Annotated in this window: 15 protein-coding genes; 10 read left to right on the top strand and 5 right to left on the bottom strand. The window is 57.8% G+C overall.

Going from position 1 to position 15,754, the window contains the following annotated elements; translation table 11 throughout:
* The first annotated feature begins 32 nt into the window (after positions 1-32).
* The 4 genes from tldD to ampD all read left to right on the top strand — a co-directional run bounded on the left by tldD (position 33) and on the right by ampD (position 5,018).
* Complete coding sequence (gene tldD / locus E8K88_RS04450; RefSeq protein ID WP_240754317.1) at positions 33-1,601, top strand: metalloprotease TldD; 1,569 nt, start codon at positions 33-35, stop codon at positions 1,599-1,601.
* 259 nt (positions 1,602-1,860) lie between these two features.
* Positions 1,861-2,484, top strand: a complete 624-nt coding sequence (gene bluB / locus E8K88_RS04445) for a 5,6-dimethylbenzimidazole synthase (protein ID WP_136405447.1) — start codon at positions 1,861-1,863, stop codon at positions 2,482-2,484.
* Positions 2,485-2,670: 186 nt separating this feature from the next.
* Positions 2,671-4,398, top strand: a complete 1,728-nt coding sequence (locus E8K88_RS04440) for a sigma 54-interacting transcriptional regulator (RefSeq protein ID WP_240754316.1) — start codon at positions 2,671-2,673, stop codon at positions 4,396-4,398.
* Entirely contained in the window at positions 4,398-5,018 is a 621-nt protein-coding gene (gene ampD, locus E8K88_RS04435) for a 1,6-anhydro-N-acetylmuramyl-L-alanine amidase AmpD (protein ID WP_420813558.1), read from the top strand. The genes E8K88_RS04440 and ampD overlap by 1 nt, the downstream gene beginning before the upstream one ends.
* A 99-nt stretch (positions 5,019-5,117) precedes the next feature.
* Here ampD and E8K88_RS04430 read toward each other — a convergent pair whose 3' ends face one another.
* Both E8K88_RS04430 and E8K88_RS04425 read right to left on the bottom strand, forming a co-directional pair.
* The gene (locus E8K88_RS04430) at positions 5,118-6,485 is read right to left on the bottom strand and encodes a formylglycine-generating enzyme family protein (RefSeq protein ID WP_136405446.1); all 1,368 of its coding nucleotides are present in this window, start codon (positions 6,483-6,485) and stop codon (positions 5,118-5,120) included.
* 287 nt (positions 6,486-6,772) lie between these two features.
* The gene (locus E8K88_RS04425; RefSeq protein ID WP_136405445.1) at positions 6,773-7,072 is read right to left on the bottom strand and encodes a hypothetical protein; all 300 of its coding nucleotides are present in this window, start codon (positions 7,070-7,072) and stop codon (positions 6,773-6,775) included.
* Between E8K88_RS04425 and copM the strand changes: the two genes are divergently transcribed.
* The 5 genes from copM to E8K88_RS04400 all read left to right on the top strand — a co-directional run bounded on the left by copM (position 7,071) and on the right by E8K88_RS04400 (position 12,629).
* Entirely contained in the window at positions 7,071-7,472 is a 402-nt protein-coding gene (gene copM, locus E8K88_RS04420) for a CopM family metallochaperone (protein WP_136405444.1), read from the top strand. The genes E8K88_RS04425 and copM overlap by 2 nt on opposite strands.
* A 39-nt stretch (positions 7,473-7,511) precedes the next feature.
* Entirely contained in the window at positions 7,512-7,970 is a 459-nt protein-coding gene (gene rimI / locus E8K88_RS04415; RefSeq protein ID WP_168797244.1) for a ribosomal protein S18-alanine N-acetyltransferase, read from the top strand.
* Positions 7,971-8,058: 88 nt separating this feature from the next.
* On the top strand, positions 8,059-8,943 hold the full coding sequence (locus E8K88_RS04410) for a uracil-DNA glycosylase family protein (protein ID WP_136405442.1): 885 nt from the start codon (positions 8,059-8,061) through the stop codon (positions 8,941-8,943).
* A gap of 534 nt (positions 8,944-9,477) precedes the next feature.
* A complete protein-coding gene (corA, locus tag E8K88_RS04405) occupies positions 9,478-10,461 on the top strand; it encodes a magnesium/cobalt transporter CorA (RefSeq protein ID WP_136405441.1) in 984 nt (327 codons plus the stop codon).
* Positions 10,462-10,580: 119 nt separating this feature from the next.
* Positions 10,581-12,629: an ATP-dependent helicase gene (locus E8K88_RS04400; RefSeq protein ID WP_136405440.1), complete on the top strand. Its 2,049-nt coding sequence runs from the start codon at positions 10,581-10,583 to the stop codon at positions 12,627-12,629.
* 57 nt (positions 12,630-12,686) lie between these two features.
* Here the strand turns inward: E8K88_RS04400 and E8K88_RS04395 are convergent, their stop codons facing one another.
* The 3 genes from E8K88_RS04395 to recA all read right to left on the bottom strand — a co-directional run bounded on the left by E8K88_RS04395 (position 12,687) and on the right by recA (position 15,020).
* Positions 12,687-13,160 (bottom strand): hypothetical protein, encoded by a 474-nt coding sequence (locus E8K88_RS04395; protein ID WP_136405439.1) that lies wholly within the window; start codon positions 13,158-13,160, stop codon positions 12,687-12,689.
* Positions 13,161-13,389: 229 nt separating this feature from the next.
* Positions 13,390-13,953, bottom strand: a complete 564-nt coding sequence (recX, locus tag E8K88_RS04390) for a recombination regulator RecX (RefSeq protein WP_136405438.1) — start codon at positions 13,951-13,953, stop codon at positions 13,390-13,392.
* Complete coding sequence (gene recA / locus E8K88_RS04385; protein WP_136405437.1) at positions 13,953-15,020, bottom strand: recombinase RecA; 1,068 nt, start codon at positions 15,018-15,020, stop codon at positions 13,953-13,955. The genes recX and recA overlap by 1 nt, the downstream gene beginning before the upstream one ends.
* Before the next feature lie 202 nt (positions 15,021-15,222).
* Between recA and E8K88_RS04380 the strand changes: the two genes are divergently transcribed.
* The gene (locus E8K88_RS04380) at positions 15,223-15,750 is read left to right on the top strand and encodes a MarR family winged helix-turn-helix transcriptional regulator (protein WP_136405436.1); all 528 of its coding nucleotides are present in this window, start codon (positions 15,223-15,225) and stop codon (positions 15,748-15,750) included.
* Positions 15,751-15,754 lie beyond the last annotated feature (4 nt).

Genomic DNA, 15,754 nt, shown 5'->3' with positions numbered 1-15,754 from the left:
CAGCAAAGGGCTGGCACTTTTACAATGGGCACATGAATTTATCTTTTGCCAATGCCCCCAGCTCTTTTGCGATGCGCAATGCCGCTTCGCCAGCACTTCGTGCAACCCAGCCCGCCGCAGGCTTTGCCCTTGCACCACTGGCAAATGTAGGCGCCACTGAGGATAGACTGGCAATCGCGCAGCAGATTTTATTGGCGCCGTTTGGTTTGGACGAACGCCACCTGCACCAGGCACTGGCCCACATCCGCAAACGCCAGGTCGACGATGCCGATCTGTATTTCCAGTACACCCGCCATGAAGGCTGGAGCCTGGAAGAAGGCATTGTCAAAACCGGCTCGTTCAGCATTGACCAGGGTGTTGGCGTACGGGCGGTGACCGGTGAGAAAACCGCATTTGCCTATTCGGACGATATTTCTGAGGCCTCACTGATGGATGCAGCCAGCGCCGTGCGTGCCATTGGTGCTGGCACAGCCACTGGCCGCAAAGCCAAAGTGGGCGCCCGCACTGTGGCGCCTAGCCGCGCGCTCTACCCGAGCCTGGACCCTATTGACACTTTGTCGAGTCAGGAAAAAGTCGATTTGCTGGGCAAAGTGGAGCAATTGGCACGCGCCAAAGACCCACGCGTGGCCCAGGTGATGGCGGGCCTGGCCAGTGAATGGGATGTGGTGTTGGTCGCGCGTGCCGACGGCACGCTGGCTGCCGATGTACGCCCCTTGGTGCGTTTGTCTGTGACCGTGATTGTTCAGCAAAACGGCCGCCGTGAAGTGGGCTCGTCAGGCGGCGGCGGGCGCTTCGGCTTGGCTTATTTTGACGATGCCTTGGTCGAAGAGTATGTACAAGACGCTGTCAGCGCGGCGCTGACCAACCTCGATTCGCGCCCAGCGCCTGCTGGCGAGATGACCGTGGTGTTGGGGCCAGGCTGGCCAGGTGTGTTGCTGCACGAAGCAGTCGGGCATGGCCTGGAGGGTGACTTCAACCGCAAAGGCGCCAGCGCCTTCAGCGGTCGGATTGGCCAGCGTGTTGCCGCCAAAGGTGTGACAGTGCTGGATGACGGCACCTTGGCCGACCGCCGTGGTTCCTTGAATATCGACGATGAAGGCCATCCTTCACAGCGCAATGTCTTGATTGAAGACGGTATTTTGGTGGGTTACATCCAGGATGCAATGAATGCGCGCTTGATGAACACTGCGCCGACCGGCAATGGCCGGCGTGAGAGCTATGCACACCTTCCGATGCCGCGTATGACCAACACCTATATGTTGGGCGGCCAGTACGAACCGGCAGAAGTGGTGGCCAGCATCGAGCGCGGTATTTATGCGACCAATTTTGGCGGCGGCCAGGTCGACATCACTTCTGGCAAGTTTGTCTTCAGTGCCAGCCAAGCGTGGTGGGTCGAAAAAGGCAAACTGCTGTATCCAGTCAAAGGCGCGACGATTGTCGGCAACGGCCCTGAGGCGCTCAAGCAGGTCAGCATGATTGGCAATGACCTGCAACTCGACAGCGGCGTCGGTGTTTGTGGCAAAGAAGGCCAAAGCGTGCCAGTAGGCGTGGGCCAGCCGACCTTCCGTATCGAAGGCCTGACTGTTGGAGGCACGGCTTAAGAACCTGTTTACGATCTTTTCGCAGACCGCGTTGGAGTCCAAAAGGATACGGTGCGCGGCAAGAATCGCCGTCGGGCTATCTGCAAGGCGAGGACTGCGAACAAAGCAGCGTGCCTTTTGGACGCCAGCCCGAAGGACAAAAAACGCATTGCGGCATTGCCTCTTTGTGTGCCTTGCGCGACTGCGAAAAGATCGTAAACAGGCTCTACGCTGCCAATCAGATCACACGTGTGGGCCGCACAGGCCCGCCACCATTCAAATGAATTTTTCAGACAGTGAGCGCGACTCCTTGCTGCGCTTGATGCGTTGGCGGCGTGATGTCCGGCATTTTCAAACCCAGCCGGTTGCGCCCGATTTGCAGGCCCGCTTGTATGACGCGATGGAGCTGGCACCCTCGGTTGGCAATGCGCGACCTTGGCGGGTATTGCAGGTCGATAGTGCCAGCAAGCGCCAAGCGGTGCACGGCATTTTCCTGCAAGCCAACGCCCTGGCCTTGGCCAGTCAAGCGCCTGAGCGCCAGCGCCAATACCTGCAGCTCAAACTCGAAGGCATTCAAACGGCCCCCTTGCAGTTGGCGGTGTTCACCGACACGCAGCCGACTCAAGGCCATGGTTTGGGTCGCCACTCTCTGCCACAGAGCTTGGAACACAGCACGGCGATGGCGGTACACAACCTCAATTTGATGGCCAGAGCCTGTGGTTTGGGCGTGGGCATGGTGACTATTTTGGACCCCCAAGCCATGCAGCAGTTGTTTGAGGTGCCGGCGCAATGGCGTTTTTGCCTGTATCTGTGCATCGGTTGGCCGCAAGCACATGATGATCTGCCACTGCTGCACCGCCAAGCTTGGCAAGAGAATACACACCGACCCTGGCAGCGTTGTTGAGGCCAAGCGCCGGTTCACCATCTCGACGCAGCCGCGTTCAAGCCCAAAGGATACGGTGCGCTGCAACAGGTGCTTTGCGCAGCCTTTTTAGTGCACCTTGCGCGACTGTGAAAAGATCGAAACACGCGCCAAGGCACAGGTGCATGTTCTGTGTTGGCGGGGCGTGTTACAGCGCATAATGGCCCGATGTCTGAGAAAAATGCCTCTATCCTGGTTGTGGATGACGAGCCGGATCTGCGCCTGCTGTACGAACTCACCTTAGCGCGTGAGGGCTACCGCATTGAGACGGCCGAGACAGTGGCGCAAGCCATGCACAAATTGCAGCAGCGTTTTGACGTGGTGCTGACCGATATGCGCCTGCCTGATGGTCTGGGCATGGAGTTGCTGCTGGCGTTGCAGGCGCAAGGCCGGCCCGAACGCTGCATTGTCGCCACCGCGTACGGTTCGGCCGAGAATGCCGTTGAGGCCTTGCGTGCGGGCGCTTTTGATTACCTCAGTAAACCGGTGGAATTGAAACAATTGCGCAGCGTGATTGCCTCTGCCATTCAAGACCTGCCAGCAACTGCTGCGGTGGCCCCAGTCGCGGCTGCGCAGCACCAGCCAATGCCCGTCAATGCCGAGCAGAACACTGCACCGCTGCGTAAAAACGCGCTTGCCACGGCTGGTGCGGCTGGACGTGACAAAGGCGTTAAAGCGTTAAATGATCTGGTCGGGCAGTCGGCAGTCATGCAAGCAGTCAAAGAGCGCATCAGCAAAGTGGCCCGCAGCATGGCCCCCGTGCACATCCATGGTGAGTCGGGCACCGGCAAGGAGTTAGTGGCCAGGGCTTTGCATGCCAATAGCCAACGCGCCGATGGGCCGATGGTGGCGGTCAATTGCGGCGCCATTCCTGAGAATTTACTGGAGGCCGAATTTTTTGGCGCTAAAAAAGGCGCGTATACGGGTGCCAGCCAAGACCGTCAGGGCTTTTTCCAGGCCGCCAAAGGCGGCACCTTGTTTCTCGATGAGATTGGTGACTTGCCGCTGGCCATGCAAACCAAGTTGCTCAGGGCGATTCAGGAGCGCAGCGTCAGGCCTCTGGGCGCGACGCAAGAGGAGGTGGTCGATGTCCGCCTTGTCAGTGCGACCCACCGCGATCTGGCTGCTGAAGTTGAGCAAGGGCGCTTTCGCCAGGACCTGTACTACCGCTTGAATGTGATTGAGCTGCGCATCCCTGCGTTGCGTGAGCGGCGGGAGGATTTGCCGGCCTTGCTGCAAGCGCTGCTGGCGCGGTTAAGCAAGGAGTCGGGCTTTGAGGGCTTGCACATCGATCCAGCTTTCATGTATGCGATGATGCAGCGCAATTTTCCCGGTAATGTGCGTGAGTTAGAGAATTTGCTGCACCGTGCCGTCGCCCTGAGCGAGGACGGGGTGTTGCGCCTGGACTATATTGCCGATTGCATGGACGGCCCTATCGATGCGACGGCGACCGCGCCCCACCAGCCGGCGTTGGCAGCGACACGGCCCGCTCCAACGGCTGCACCTGCGCCTCGCCCGCAGCATGCAGGTGCACCGGTTTTTGGTTTGCCTGGGGCCAGCTCGGCCACGGCCTACCCATCGCGCTATACCGTGGCGGTGCCGCTGCCAAGCGCAACCCCAGCGCCGCTGTTTGCCAGTACAGGCAGTGAGCGCCGCACCGCGGATGGACTGGACTTGCGCCCGGCATCGGCTACAGCCGCGTCAGATGAGAGCCGGGATTTGCCGCAGGACTTGCAAGCATGGCTCGACGAGCAAGAGCGCGGCGTGTTGATTCGCGCCCTCAAGGCGGCCAATTACAACCGCACGGCGGCAGCCGCTATGCTGGGCCTGAATTTGCGGCAAATACGCTACCGCATTGAGCGCTTGAATATTCCGACTGAGCCGGAGACGCGCTGATGAACCCACAAGACAGCTTATTGGCCGGCGCCGCTGGCATGGCTGCAACGCCAGGCGCGCTGAGCCAAGGCCGCTATCTGTCTGCCCGTTGGTGTGCTTCACCCAATTGCAACCAGCGGCCTGCCCAGGCCGTGGTGGATTTGATCGTTGTGCATTCGATCAGTTTGCCGCCTGGGGTGTTTGAGGGAGATGCGATAGAGCGCTTGTTTACCAACCGCCTCGATTGGGACACGCACCCTTACTTTGACACCATACGGGGGCTGGAGGTTTCGGCCCATTTTCTGATCCGCCGAGATGGCCAGGTGGTGCAATTTGTCAATACCGATGCACGTGCCTGGCATGCTGGCGTGTCCTATTACGCAGGACGCAGTGCCAGAAATGATGACTCGATTGGCATCGAACTCGAAGGGCTCGAAGGTGGCCTATTCACGCCTGCGCAATACGCTGCGTTAAGCACTTTGTGCAGCGCACTGCGCCAGCACTACCCGATTGCCGATATCGCTGGCCATGAAGATATTGCCCCGGGCCGCAAACACGATCCGGGGGCTGGTTTTGATTGGCGGCAATTGCGCCAGCGCTTGCAGTGGCCTGCAGCCATGTTTCCGCTGAGGGTACGCTAATCAGCCCCAACCATGGTGGCGTTGCCCATTGCGCTCATACGGAGGTATGACCTGCAACAGGCTCTTAGTGCATGGGGCCGTTGGCCTGGCTGAGGGGCATTACAACTCGCGCACCAGGCGAAAGCCCCACATATTGGATTTCAACTCCAGCGAATAGTAAGCGCTGCGGTAAGCGATCCGCTCGTTTTGAGGCATATAGTTCCAGCCCCCACCGCGCAAGACGGGGAACTGGGCGACGCCTGCGGTGCGGGGATTTTGGTTGACAGGGCCTGTGGCGTAAGAGTCTTCCCAGGCGTCGGAGACCCACTCGCGGGCATTGCCAGTCATATCGTACAAGCCCCATGGGTTGGGCAGGAAGCTGCCTACCGATGCGGTGTAGGGGGTGCCATCATTGCACTGTGCGGTGACAAAGCCAAAGCCAGTGGCGGCATCGGTCGAGAGGTCGTAGATGGCCGCATAGCGACAACCTTCCTCGATGGAGTCGCCCCAGAAATACGGCGTTTCCGTGCCTGCACGCGCTGCATATTCCCATTCTGCTTCGCTAGGCAGACGGTAGGTGGCGCCAGTCTTGGCCGACAGCCACTGCGCATAAGCCATCGCATCGCCGCGGGTGACGCACAACACGGGCTCATTCTTGTCTTGCGCAAAGCCAGGGTAGCGCCAGCTCCATGTTGGGACGTCCATGGTGTAGTTGGGATCGTCCATGGCCGGAAAGCCTGGAAAGCCCAGGCAGCCGCGGCTCACCTGGTAGCCGCTGTCGTTCAAGAATGTCTCAAAATCAGCGACTGTGACCTCGGTACTGGCCATGGCAAACGCTTGCTCGATCATGACTGGGCGGCGCGGGATCTCCCAGGCGGCCCGATAAGCATCGACATTGAGAGCGGCATGTTCTTGCTCTGTTCCGCCGATCCAAAACTGTCCTGCAGGCAGCACCACAAGCTGGCTCGACAAGAGCTCAGGCGCATCTTGAAAGTGGGTCAGTGGCCTGAAATTGCGTGCGTCTACAGGATTGACAACGGCTGTGATGGGCGGCAACACTTGGCTGCCGCCTTCTGCGAGCAGTTGCAGCTTCCAAAGCCAGGCCGTCATGTCTGCGCGCAGATACCGGGTTTGTAATTGGCCATCGGTTAAGGCGCCGCTTTCGGCCAATTCGCAAGGGCTTTCCTGCATCGCAGCAGCTTGTAGTGCGAGTTGTTCAGCGTTGTCGGCCAGCTCTTGTTGTTGCGTCACAAGTGCTGCCTGACGCAGCAAGCCTGCTTGCTGCTGGATCGAGCCATAGGTGCTGGCGCAGTAACCGTCTGGCCATTGCACGGTTTGAGCCGCCGCATTCAGGGTGGCGCGCAATTGGTGGAATTCAGCAAGATCGGTAGGCGTTTCTTCGTGGCTTGAATGGCATGCGGTTAAAGCTCCCCCAACGCCGGCGATAGCCAGTGCAGCCAATATCTTGTGACTTTTTTGATGTGGCATGAATAGCAATCCTTGGTGAAATAAAAATGATGAATGAACAGATAAAAATTTTTAGGGAAGCGCTGCAAACCAGATCGTTCAAGGCCGCGTTCAAGCCTCTACAGGGCGTTTTGTAAAGCGTCCCTGGCAGGCAGCCGCCGCGCGCGTTCAACACCTTGCGATTGCAAGCGCAGCAGCGCCAGCACTTGTAATCTCTTCATCATCTCTACGCAGCGGCGTTCAAAAGCCCCACAAGGATGCAAGGCGCGGCAAAAACCGCAGTCGGGCTATCTGCCCGGTGAGGATTTTTAACAAAGCAGCGTGCCTTTTGGGCTCCAACCTTGTGCCTTGCGCGACTGCATGGAGATGGTGAACAGGCCTCTTAGATGCCCTGTTGTCGGAATGTTCCGTTGGGGCAGAACCGTTTGCAGTGCGCCAAGCCAGTACCATTGGTGGTACGCATTGAAGGCAATCGTCAACAATAATTGATGGTTATTGCGGACGCTTGGTCTGCTGATGTTTTGTAGGATGGTGGATTTGATGATTGGAGCAAGCTCAATGAAAAAAACTTTTAAATTCGGCTCGGTGGTGTTGGCCTTGGCGGCCATGTCTTTTACCTCCGCACAAGCGCAGCAAAATGCGAATGCTTCGCATGGCTCGCACAGCAGTGCCAGCACCGCAACCGCTGCTGCACAGGCACCCAACAATGCGCGCGAGGCGTTGGACCAGTCGATGGGCCGAATGCATGACGACATGATGCGAGGCATTGCCCATGATGACGCCGATGTCGCGTTTGCCGCTGGCATGCTGGCCCACCATGATGGCGCGGTAGAAATGGCGCGCATCCAATTGCAATATGGCAAAGACCCGGCGATGCGCCAATTGGCCGAGGACATCATCCGTGCCCAGGAAGGCGAGATGATTGTGCTCAAAGACTGGTTGGCCAAGCGCGGTTTGGGGGCCGATGGCCATCCAGTCAAGCAGGCCAATGCGCACGCAGGCCATTGAGCACTGATGCTGGAGGCGCCCCAACTGCGCTGGCGAGCCATGGCTGCAGCCGATCTCAGCCGGGTTATGCGCCTTGAGCAGCTCAGCCACAGCCATCCTTGGAGCGAGGGCAATTTTCGCGACAGCTTGAACACGCCTGGCTTTTACATGCCCATGCTGTTGCAAGATGCGCGTTTGCTCGGCTATCTGGTGGCTATGGCAGGCTTTGAAGAAGTGCATTTGCTCAATGTCACGGTGGAGCCAGCAGCGCGAGGCCAAGGCCTGGGCCGTTTGCTGATGCAGGCTCTGCAAGTGTGGGCGCAGCAGCAAGCGGCTCAGCACATCTGGCTGGAAGTGCGGCAAAGCAATGCGGCCGCAGAGGCCTTGTACCGCAGCTGCGGCTATGAGTTTGTAAGCCTGCGCAAGAACTACTACCCGTTGAATGCCGAGCAGCGCGAACATGCGATCGTGATGCATAAAGCACTGCCTAGTGCAGAGCGCCTCGCTGGCGCTGATTGAGCGTGGAAAAGCCTGCTGCCGCACCCGCTTGCCTGCGCTGTGGCGCATTGGTGCTTCTACAATGGTGCTTTCGCTCATCTTGGATTCCATGCAGACGCTGACCCAGTCCCTTGACCCCAGACGCCTTTCCATGCTCAAAGCCATGGGGGTGGAGTTATGGTGGATCAAAGCCGCCAAGTCTGTTGATGTTGCCGCTCCAGCGCTCGCGCCTGCGGTGCAGGAGGCGGTCAAAGCGGCCCCAGCTAAAGCGGCCCCAGCTGCAGCGTTTGAGCCTGGTGCCAGCCAGCCGCCTATTGCCCAGCGGGCAGAACCTGTGCCGCTTGTGGCTCCCCCTGAGACCCCTGGCGCCGAGGCTGCGCCCGTGGCGTCGCGAGCTGCGGCACCGGCTAGGGCGCGTGTGGGTGGGCTTGCCGCGCTAGCGCCTGCGACCTCTGCAAGTGCGCCGCCCGTGCTATGGACCATGCCTGTGCCCTGGAAGGTCCAGCAGGAAAACGAGGATGCGTCGCCTCCAGCATTGGCGGCGACTGCGTCTGGCTTGCTGTTGCTAGTCGATGATTTGCAGGCTTTGGGCGATGCACAGCCGGCTGCCATGCAGTTGCTGGAGAATATGGTGCGCGCGATGGGTTTGTTGCACAGCCCTGCGCTGCGGCTGAGTTGGGCCAAACGGCAGCAGCACAGTGGTGCTGAAGCGGCGACACCCCAGCAAGATGTGCCCAGCGCCAGCGTGCAGCAGCTGCTTGCTAATGCCAGCCCGCGTGCCGTGTTGGTGATGGGGCGCGATGCAGCGCAGCATTGGCTGGGCCGTACTGAGCCCTTGGGCGTATTGCGCCAATCGGACCACCAGGTCCACGGTGTGCCGGTGGTGGTGAGCTTCAGCCCCGCTTATTTGCTGCGCGCCACCCATGCCAAGCGCCAGGCTTGGGCTGATTTGCAGCGCGTGATGGCTTTGCTGGCACCAACAGCAAGTTCTTAGAGCCTGTGCAAAGTCTCCACGCAGACCGCGTTGGAGCCCAAAAGGCCACTTGCTTTGTTAAATATTCTCGCCGAGCAGATAGCCCGACTGCGGTCGCTGCCGTACACCGTATCCTCTTGGGCTCCAACGCGGTCTGCGAATAGATCGTAAACACGTTCTTAGAGTGCTGAAGGTGGTTGTTGATGCGCGTGCTGGGCATGCAGACGGTCGTGGCTGTTTTTTAATGCTGGAAATATGTGCAACAAGTCCTTGTCTTAGCACATAGAACGGTGCAAATGCCCTCTCTGGGTGCGATAATCCGCCACTGTTAACCGAAGTTGTCAGGCGTGAGCCGCAGCGAATTTAAACACATCAGCTGTGCACCGCACTAGCGAACAGCCATTGTTTGTGAAAGAAATGACCGATGGAAGCACCTCCGAGTTGGTAGCTTTCAGGCCCAGGCGGACGTTCTGTGAGAGCGCAGGTCTGAGGGCTGAAAGCGCCCCCACCTAATAGCCTCAATCACACAGAATCCATTTTTAGGGAGTATGTTGCATGCTGAATGTATTCATCCTCGTCAACGGCCGCCTCGTACAAAAAGACATTGAAACACTGCACGATCTCGCCCAGGTCCAGCCTGTTTGGGTGGACATGGTCTCTCCGACAGAAGAGGAAAAGTTTTGGGTCAAGCAGCATTTCTCGCTGCTGATTCCTGATGATGTTGTCGATGATGACATTGAAGAATCCGCCCGCTTCTACGAAGAAGACAACGGCGAGCTGCATATTCGCAGCGATTTCTTGATTGATGACGACAAGCCGCGGTATGTGCGCGTGGCCTACATCATGAACTTGCAAAATCCGACCTTGCGCAGCCACAACATCCTGTTCTCGATTCGCGAGGACGATGTGCCAGTATTTCGCTTGTTCCGTTTGCGCGCGCGCCGCATTCCCGGCCTGATTGGTGACTGCAAAGAGGTGTTGCTCAATCTCTTTGATACCGATGCGGAGTATGCGGCTGACTCGCTGGAGTGGATTTATGACGAGCTTGACTCGGCCAGCCAAGCGATTCTCTCTGGCGCCTTGAGCGACGAGCAAGCCAGTGAAGTCCTGGGCAGCATTGCGCGTTATGAAGATTTGAACGGCAAGATCCGCCGCAATATGATGGACACGCGCCGCGCTGTCAGCTTTTTGATGCGCAGCAAAATCCTCAATGCCGAGCAGTTTGAAGATGCGCGCCAGATTCTGCGCGACATCGAATCGCTGGACAGCCACACCGCTTTCCTGTTCGACAAGATCAACTTCTTGCTGGATGCAACGGTGGGTTTCATCAACATCAACCAGAGTAAGATCATCAAGTTGTTCTCGGTGGCCAGCGTCGCTTTGCTGCCGCCTACCTTGATTGCCAGCGTTTACGGCATGAACTTCGAGGTCATGCCTGAATTGACCTGGAAATACGGCTACCCGTATGCGATTGTGTTGATGATTGCCAGCGCCGCCATTCCCATGATTTACTTCCGCCACAAAGGTTGGCTCAAGTAAGGCGGGTGGAGTCGGCAACGTTTGGCATCTCTGGCGTGCGGCCTGAGCCTGGTGGGTTGGCTGCGCGCGTAGCCGCTATCATGGCTGGTTCCTTTTCATATTGATTCACACTCTGCCCTATGTCTGCTGGCCTTAATCTTGCCCAAACCCAAGCCGTCCACCATATCCATGGGCCCTCCTTGGTGTTGGCCGGCGCCGGCTCTGGCAAAACCCGTGTGATCACGCAAAAAATTGCGCATTTGATCGACAAAGGCTTGGCGCCCAGCCGTATCGCTGCGATTACCTTCACGAACAAGGCCGCAGCCGAGATGCGAGAGCGCGCCAAAGGGCTGATAGGTGGCAAGGCGGTCAAAGAGGTGATTATTTGCACCTTTCACTCGCTGGGTGTGCGCATGGTGCGTGAGGACGGCGAAGTGCTGGGCCTCAAAGCCAAGTTCAGTATTCTGGACAGCGACGATGTGCTGTCCATCATCAAAGAATGCGGTGGCACGACCGACTCAGCGTTGGCCAAGCAATGGCAGTGGACGATTAGCCGCTGGAAAAATGAAGGCCTCAATGCTGACGAGGCGTTGAAAGTGGCCCAAAGCGATGTGGAAAAAGTTGCTGCTTTGGTGATGGCGCGCTATGAAGAGCGGCTGACGGCCTACCAGAGTGTTGACTTTGATGATTTGGTGGGCCTGCCGCTGCAATTGCTGCGCCACCACCAAGAGGTGCGTGAAAAATGGCAGGCCCGTTTGGGCCATGTCTTGGTCGATGAGTACCAAGACACCAATGCGACCCAATACGAGCTGCTCAAGCTGCTCGTGGGCGAGCGCGGCCACTTCACTGCCGTGGGCGATGACGACCAGTCGATTTACGGCTGGCGTGGTGCGACGCTGGACAATTTGAAGAAATTGCCGGTTGACTTCCCCAACCTGAACATCATCAAGCTGGAGCAAAACTACCGCTCGACCAGTGCGATTTTGCGAGCGGCCAATCATGTGATTGGCCCCAACCCGAAGCTGTTTCCAAAAACCCTGTATTCCGAGCTGGGCGAGGGCGAGCCGGTGCGGGTGCTGGACTGTGACTCCGAGGAGCATGAGGCCGAGCGGGTGGTCGCGCGTTTGATGTCACTGCGCGCTGGTAACCCGATGCCAGAGTGGCGCGACTTTGCGATTCTGTACCGTGCGAATCACCAGGCCAAACCGCTGGAGAAGGCCTTGCGCAAAGCACAGATTCCGTACAAGGTCTCGGGTGGTACGAGCTTTTTTGACCGCTCTGAAATCAAAGACCTGTGCGGCTGGTTTCGGTTGTGGAGCAATGAAAATGATGACCCGGCCTTTTTGCGCGCAGTGACCTCGCCGCGCCGTGGCATTGGCCACCAGACGCTGGCGCAGTTGGGTGATTTTGCCGGGCAGATGAAAATCAGCCTGTTTGCTGCGCTGTTTAGCCCGATGCTGCCCACCCGCTTGAGTGCGCGAGCCTTGGGCGGGCTCAATGAATTTGGCCGATTGCTCAATGACTTGCACTACCGGGCCAGCCACGCCATTGGCAGCGAAGCGGCGCGGCAGTTTTTGACCGACTGGCTCGAAGAAATCAATTTTGAGAATTACCTGCTTGATAGTTCCGACTCACCGACGATTGCCGCCACGCGCTGGGGCAATGTGATGGAGTTTTGCGACTGGATGGCCCAGCGTGCCGGAGGCGATGTTGACCCTTCGGAAGGCGCTGGAGGCATCGTGACTGAGGCCAAAAGCCTGCTTGAAGTGGCGCAGACCATTGCGTTGTTGTCGACCCTGACCGAGCGCGAAAAAGACCATGACGTTGTGACCTTGTCGACCTTGCATGCATCCAAAGGTTTGGAGTGGCCACATGTGGTGCTCGCTGGGGTCAACGAAGGCATCTTGCCGTTTCAGCAAGGCGATGAAACGCCGATCGACAATAGCCGCATTGAGGAAGAGCGCCGTCTGATGTATGTAGGCATTACGCGGGCCCAGCGTACCTTGGCGGTGAGCTGGGCGCGCCGGCGCAAAAAAGGCCGTGATTGGGTGGCAGGCAAGCCCAGCCGGTTTATTGGTGAGATGAAGCTGGCAGCTGAAACGGCCAAGGAAGACCCGCGCGCCAAGCTGCGTGCGCTGCGAGAGGAGTTTGCCCGCAAAGCCGCCGCCAACGAGCAAACCTCTCTGTAAATAGCAAATACCGCTTGCACACCAACGGCGCTCAATCGCCAGGTCGGCTGCGCGCACCTATTTGTCGTCTGGCAGCGGAATATCGAGGGGGAAGTCGACCGTGGTTTGGGATTTTTTCTGCCGTGTACTGCGCGCATCGCCCAGCCAGCTGATGTCACAGATGTCGATATTGTGCTTGCCTTTGGCATGCTCAATCAAAAATTCCTCGACTTGTACCTGAGGCTCATCGCTCAATGACAGCGATGGGTCCAGACGGATCATCACCGAGACGGAGTCGACCTGGTTGTTGACAGGATTGATCCAGACCTTGTATTGATTGGTCATCGCACCTGCTCGCACCATGGCTTCTGCCAGCAGGCTGCGAATTTGGGCCTTGCACAGCTGCCAGCGCACACTGGTCAGTGTGCTTTCTTGGTTCAGCGGAGTGGTCACGCTGCCATCATGGTTGATGATGGCGACTGGCTTAGGGGCGTCACCGGAGCGCTGCAATAGCGATCTCAGTGCCTGTGGGACAGAATCTTTCCACGACATGGTATGACTATAAGCAGGTTGTAATGGCAGGCAAGCAGAAGCAGCCCGCATGGTTGGTAGTGCGTGCTGGAAATGTTTATACACGCAAACCAGCCAATGGTATTGAGCAATGGTTGCGCGGATGTCTCTGAAATGCCTTTTATTCGTCAATTAAATGTTAATTAACGATTGATGCCAATTCTCACATGTTCATGCCCTGTTGTACAGCCATAGGAAGGCACTTGCTCAACTACTCATTTGAGCTGTCTTGCATGAGTTTGCGTACCAGGTCGCTGGAAAAGCCCCGCCCTAACATGAAGCGCAATTGTTTGGCTTGGAGTTTGTGCCGCTGCGGCCATGCCAATTCTTGGCCTCTGAGGTGGCCAAATTTGCTCTGCCACACCTGTTTGGCCCGTTCCCATTCGCTGTCCTCTAGCGCAGCCAGCGTATCGCTGATCAAATCTTTCTCAATGCCTTTGGCCATCAGCTCTTGGCGTATGCGGGCATTGCCAAAGCGCGCCGACTTTTGCCGTGTCATGGCCTCGGCTGCGCGCACATCGCTGAGAAAGCCCTTGGCCTGCATCGTATCGAGTACCTCCTGCAGCTGTTGTTCACTGTCAGCGTGCGCAGCGAGCTTGCGCTGCAGCTCCATGCGGCTGTACTCGCGCCGCGACAGGGCTTGCAAGGCGCGCTGAGATAATGAGGGGGCCTGGCGTGTGCGGGCCGCCTTGGCGTCAGGCGGCGCAGTGCCAGGCTGCTGCGTGGTCAGCTGGGCTGGGGCTGCTGAGCCCCAGCGGCGCTCATCCCTTTGCATTATTCATCCAGCATGACGCCGTCTTCGTCGACGCCGTCTGGGCGCTCGATGAGAGCAGTAGATACCACGCCCAAGTTGGCGCGTACTTTGTTTTCAATCTCGCGTGCCAACTCTGGATTCTCTTTCAAAAACTCTTTGGCGTTATCACGGCCCTGGCCAATTTTTTCACCGCCGTAAGAATACCAGGCACCGGCTTTTTCGACGATCCTACCGGCCACGCCCATGTCGATGATTTCTCCTTCACGCGAAATGCCGCTGCCAAACATGATGTCAAACTGGGCCGTTTTGAACGGCGGCGCCACTTTGTTTTTGACCACTTTGACTTTGGTTTCGTTGCCCAAGACCTCATCGCCTTTTTTGATCGAACCCGTGCGGCGGATGTCCAGGCGCACCGAGGCGTAGAACTTCAGTGCATTACCACCGGTGGTGGTTTCAGGGCTGCCAAACATCACACCGATTTTCATACGGATTTGGTTGATGAAGATCACCATGCAATTGGTTTTCTTGATGGTGGCGGTGAGTTTGCGCAGCGCCTGGCTCATCAGGCGCGCTTGCAGGCCGGGCAATGAATCGCCCATATCCCCTTCAATTTCGGCTTTGGGCGTCAGGGCCGCGACCGAGTCCACAACCACCAAGTCGACTGCGCCAGAGCGCACCAGGCTATCGACCACTTCTAGCGCTTGCTCGCCCGTGTCGGGCTGGGAGATCAACAGCTCTTTGACATCGACGCCCAATTTGCCAGCGTACTGCACATCCAGTGCATGTTCGGCATCCACAAACGCACAAGTGCCGCCCAGTTTCTGCATCTCGGCAATGACCTGCAGCGTCAGCGTGGTTTTACCGGATGATTCTGGACCGTAGATCTCGATCACACGACCCTTTGGCAGACCGCCCACGCCCAAGGCCACATCCAGTCCCAGCGAGCCGGTGGAGACTACTTGGATGTCTTGGGTGAGTTCTTCCTCGCCCAATCGCATGATCGTGCCTTTGCCAAATTGCTTTTCAATTTGGGCCAATGCGGCTTGCAGAGCTTTGGCTTTTTCGCTGTTGGCGACGGTTGCATTCATGGTCTTACTCCTAGTGTGAGGACTATGCGTCCCGCAAGATGGTGGATCGGTGTTGTTGACTGCCAAGTTGGCAGGCGGCGCTGTGTGATGCGCTGCAATGGAAGCCAGTGTAAAGGCTTATATTTTTAAAAACCATTACTTAATAGTCAGTTTGGTTGACTATATGGCCAATCCTTGGCCTTCCTTGCCTATGATGCAGGTCATGCAAGACCATTTCACTTCAGCCGCTTGGGAAGAGTCGGTTCTCACCAGTGGTGTTATCCCTGCCGACGATATCTGGCGGCAAACGCATCTTGGGCGTTTGCTTGGCCACGCGATGCGATGTTTTGATGAACGCGTGCTGCACCTGATGGCACATGATATTGAGGTGCCTCTGGCGCTGTCCAATTTGGCTGCGCGCAACAAAGTGACGGCCGCGCATATCCACATCACGCGCCACTTGTCGCTGCGTGGTGATCGGATTGTGACGCTGGCGCAGCGCGCGGGGATGAGCAAGCAGGCGATGGCTGGCTTGGTTGACCAGTGTGAGGCCTGGGACTTGGTGCGCAGAGAGCCCGACCCGATGGATGGCCGGGCGATTCGGGTGGTTTTTACAGAGGTTGGTCTGCTGTGGCTCAATGCATTCAAGCGCTCCGTTGCCCAGGCTGAGCTGGAGTTTCAGGAGGCCGTTGGCAAGGATGTGGCCGTGGTGGTACAGATCGGCCTTGAGAGTTATGCGGGTGGGGCTTGAGGCC

The organism is Lampropedia aestuarii (assembly GCF_004803635.1).
Taxonomy (GTDB): Bacteria; Pseudomonadota; Gammaproteobacteria; order Burkholderiales; family Burkholderiaceae_C; genus Lampropedia; species Lampropedia aestuarii.
The sequence above is the reverse complement of the archived record's forward strand: the minus strand, read 5'-3'. Positions and strand labels throughout refer to the sequence as shown.

Coding starts and splice junctions, on each gene's coding strand:
- tldD (WP_240754317.1), top strand. CDS start 33: ATGAATTTATCTTTTGCCAATGCCCCCAGCTCTTTTGCGATGCGCAAT.
- bluB (WP_136405447.1), top strand. CDS start 1,861: ATGAATTTTTCAGACAGTGAGCGCGACTCCTTGCTGCGCTTGATGCGT.
- E8K88_RS04440 (WP_240754316.1), top strand. CDS start 2,671: ATGTCTGAGAAAAATGCCTCTATCCTGGTTGTGGATGACGAGCCGGAT.
- ampD (WP_420813558.1), top strand. CDS start 4,398: ATGAACCCACAAGACAGCTTATTGGCCGGCGCCGCTGGCATGGCTGCA.
- E8K88_RS04430 (WP_136405446.1), bottom strand. CDS start 6,485: ATGCCACATCAAAAAAGTCACAAGATATTGGCTGCACTGGCTATCGCC.
- copM (WP_136405444.1), top strand. CDS start 7,071: ATGTCTTTTACCTCCGCACAAGCGCAGCAAAATGCGAATGCTTCGCAT.
- E8K88_RS04425 (WP_136405445.1), bottom strand. CDS start 7,072: ATGGCCGCCAAGGCCAACACCACCGAGCCGAATTTAAAAGTTTTTTTC.
- rimI (WP_168797244.1), top strand. CDS start 7,512: ATGGCTGCAGCCGATCTCAGCCGGGTTATGCGCCTTGAGCAGCTCAGC.
- E8K88_RS04410 (WP_136405442.1), top strand. CDS start 8,059: ATGCAGACGCTGACCCAGTCCCTTGACCCCAGACGCCTTTCCATGCTC.
- corA (WP_136405441.1), top strand. CDS start 9,478: ATGCTGAATGTATTCATCCTCGTCAACGGCCGCCTCGTACAAAAAGAC.
- E8K88_RS04400 (WP_136405440.1), top strand. CDS start 10,581: ATGTCTGCTGGCCTTAATCTTGCCCAAACCCAAGCCGTCCACCATATC.
- E8K88_RS04395 (WP_136405439.1), bottom strand. CDS start 13,160: ATGTCGTGGAAAGATTCTGTCCCACAGGCACTGAGATCGCTATTGCAG.
- recX (WP_136405438.1), bottom strand. CDS start 13,953: ATGCAAAGGGATGAGCGCCGCTGGGGCTCAGCAGCCCCAGCCCAGCTG.
- recA (WP_136405437.1), bottom strand. CDS start 15,020: ATGAATGCAACCGTCGCCAACAGCGAAAAAGCCAAAGCTCTGCAAGCC.
- E8K88_RS04380 (WP_136405436.1), top strand. CDS start 15,223: ATGCAAGACCATTTCACTTCAGCCGCTTGGGAAGAGTCGGTTCTCACC.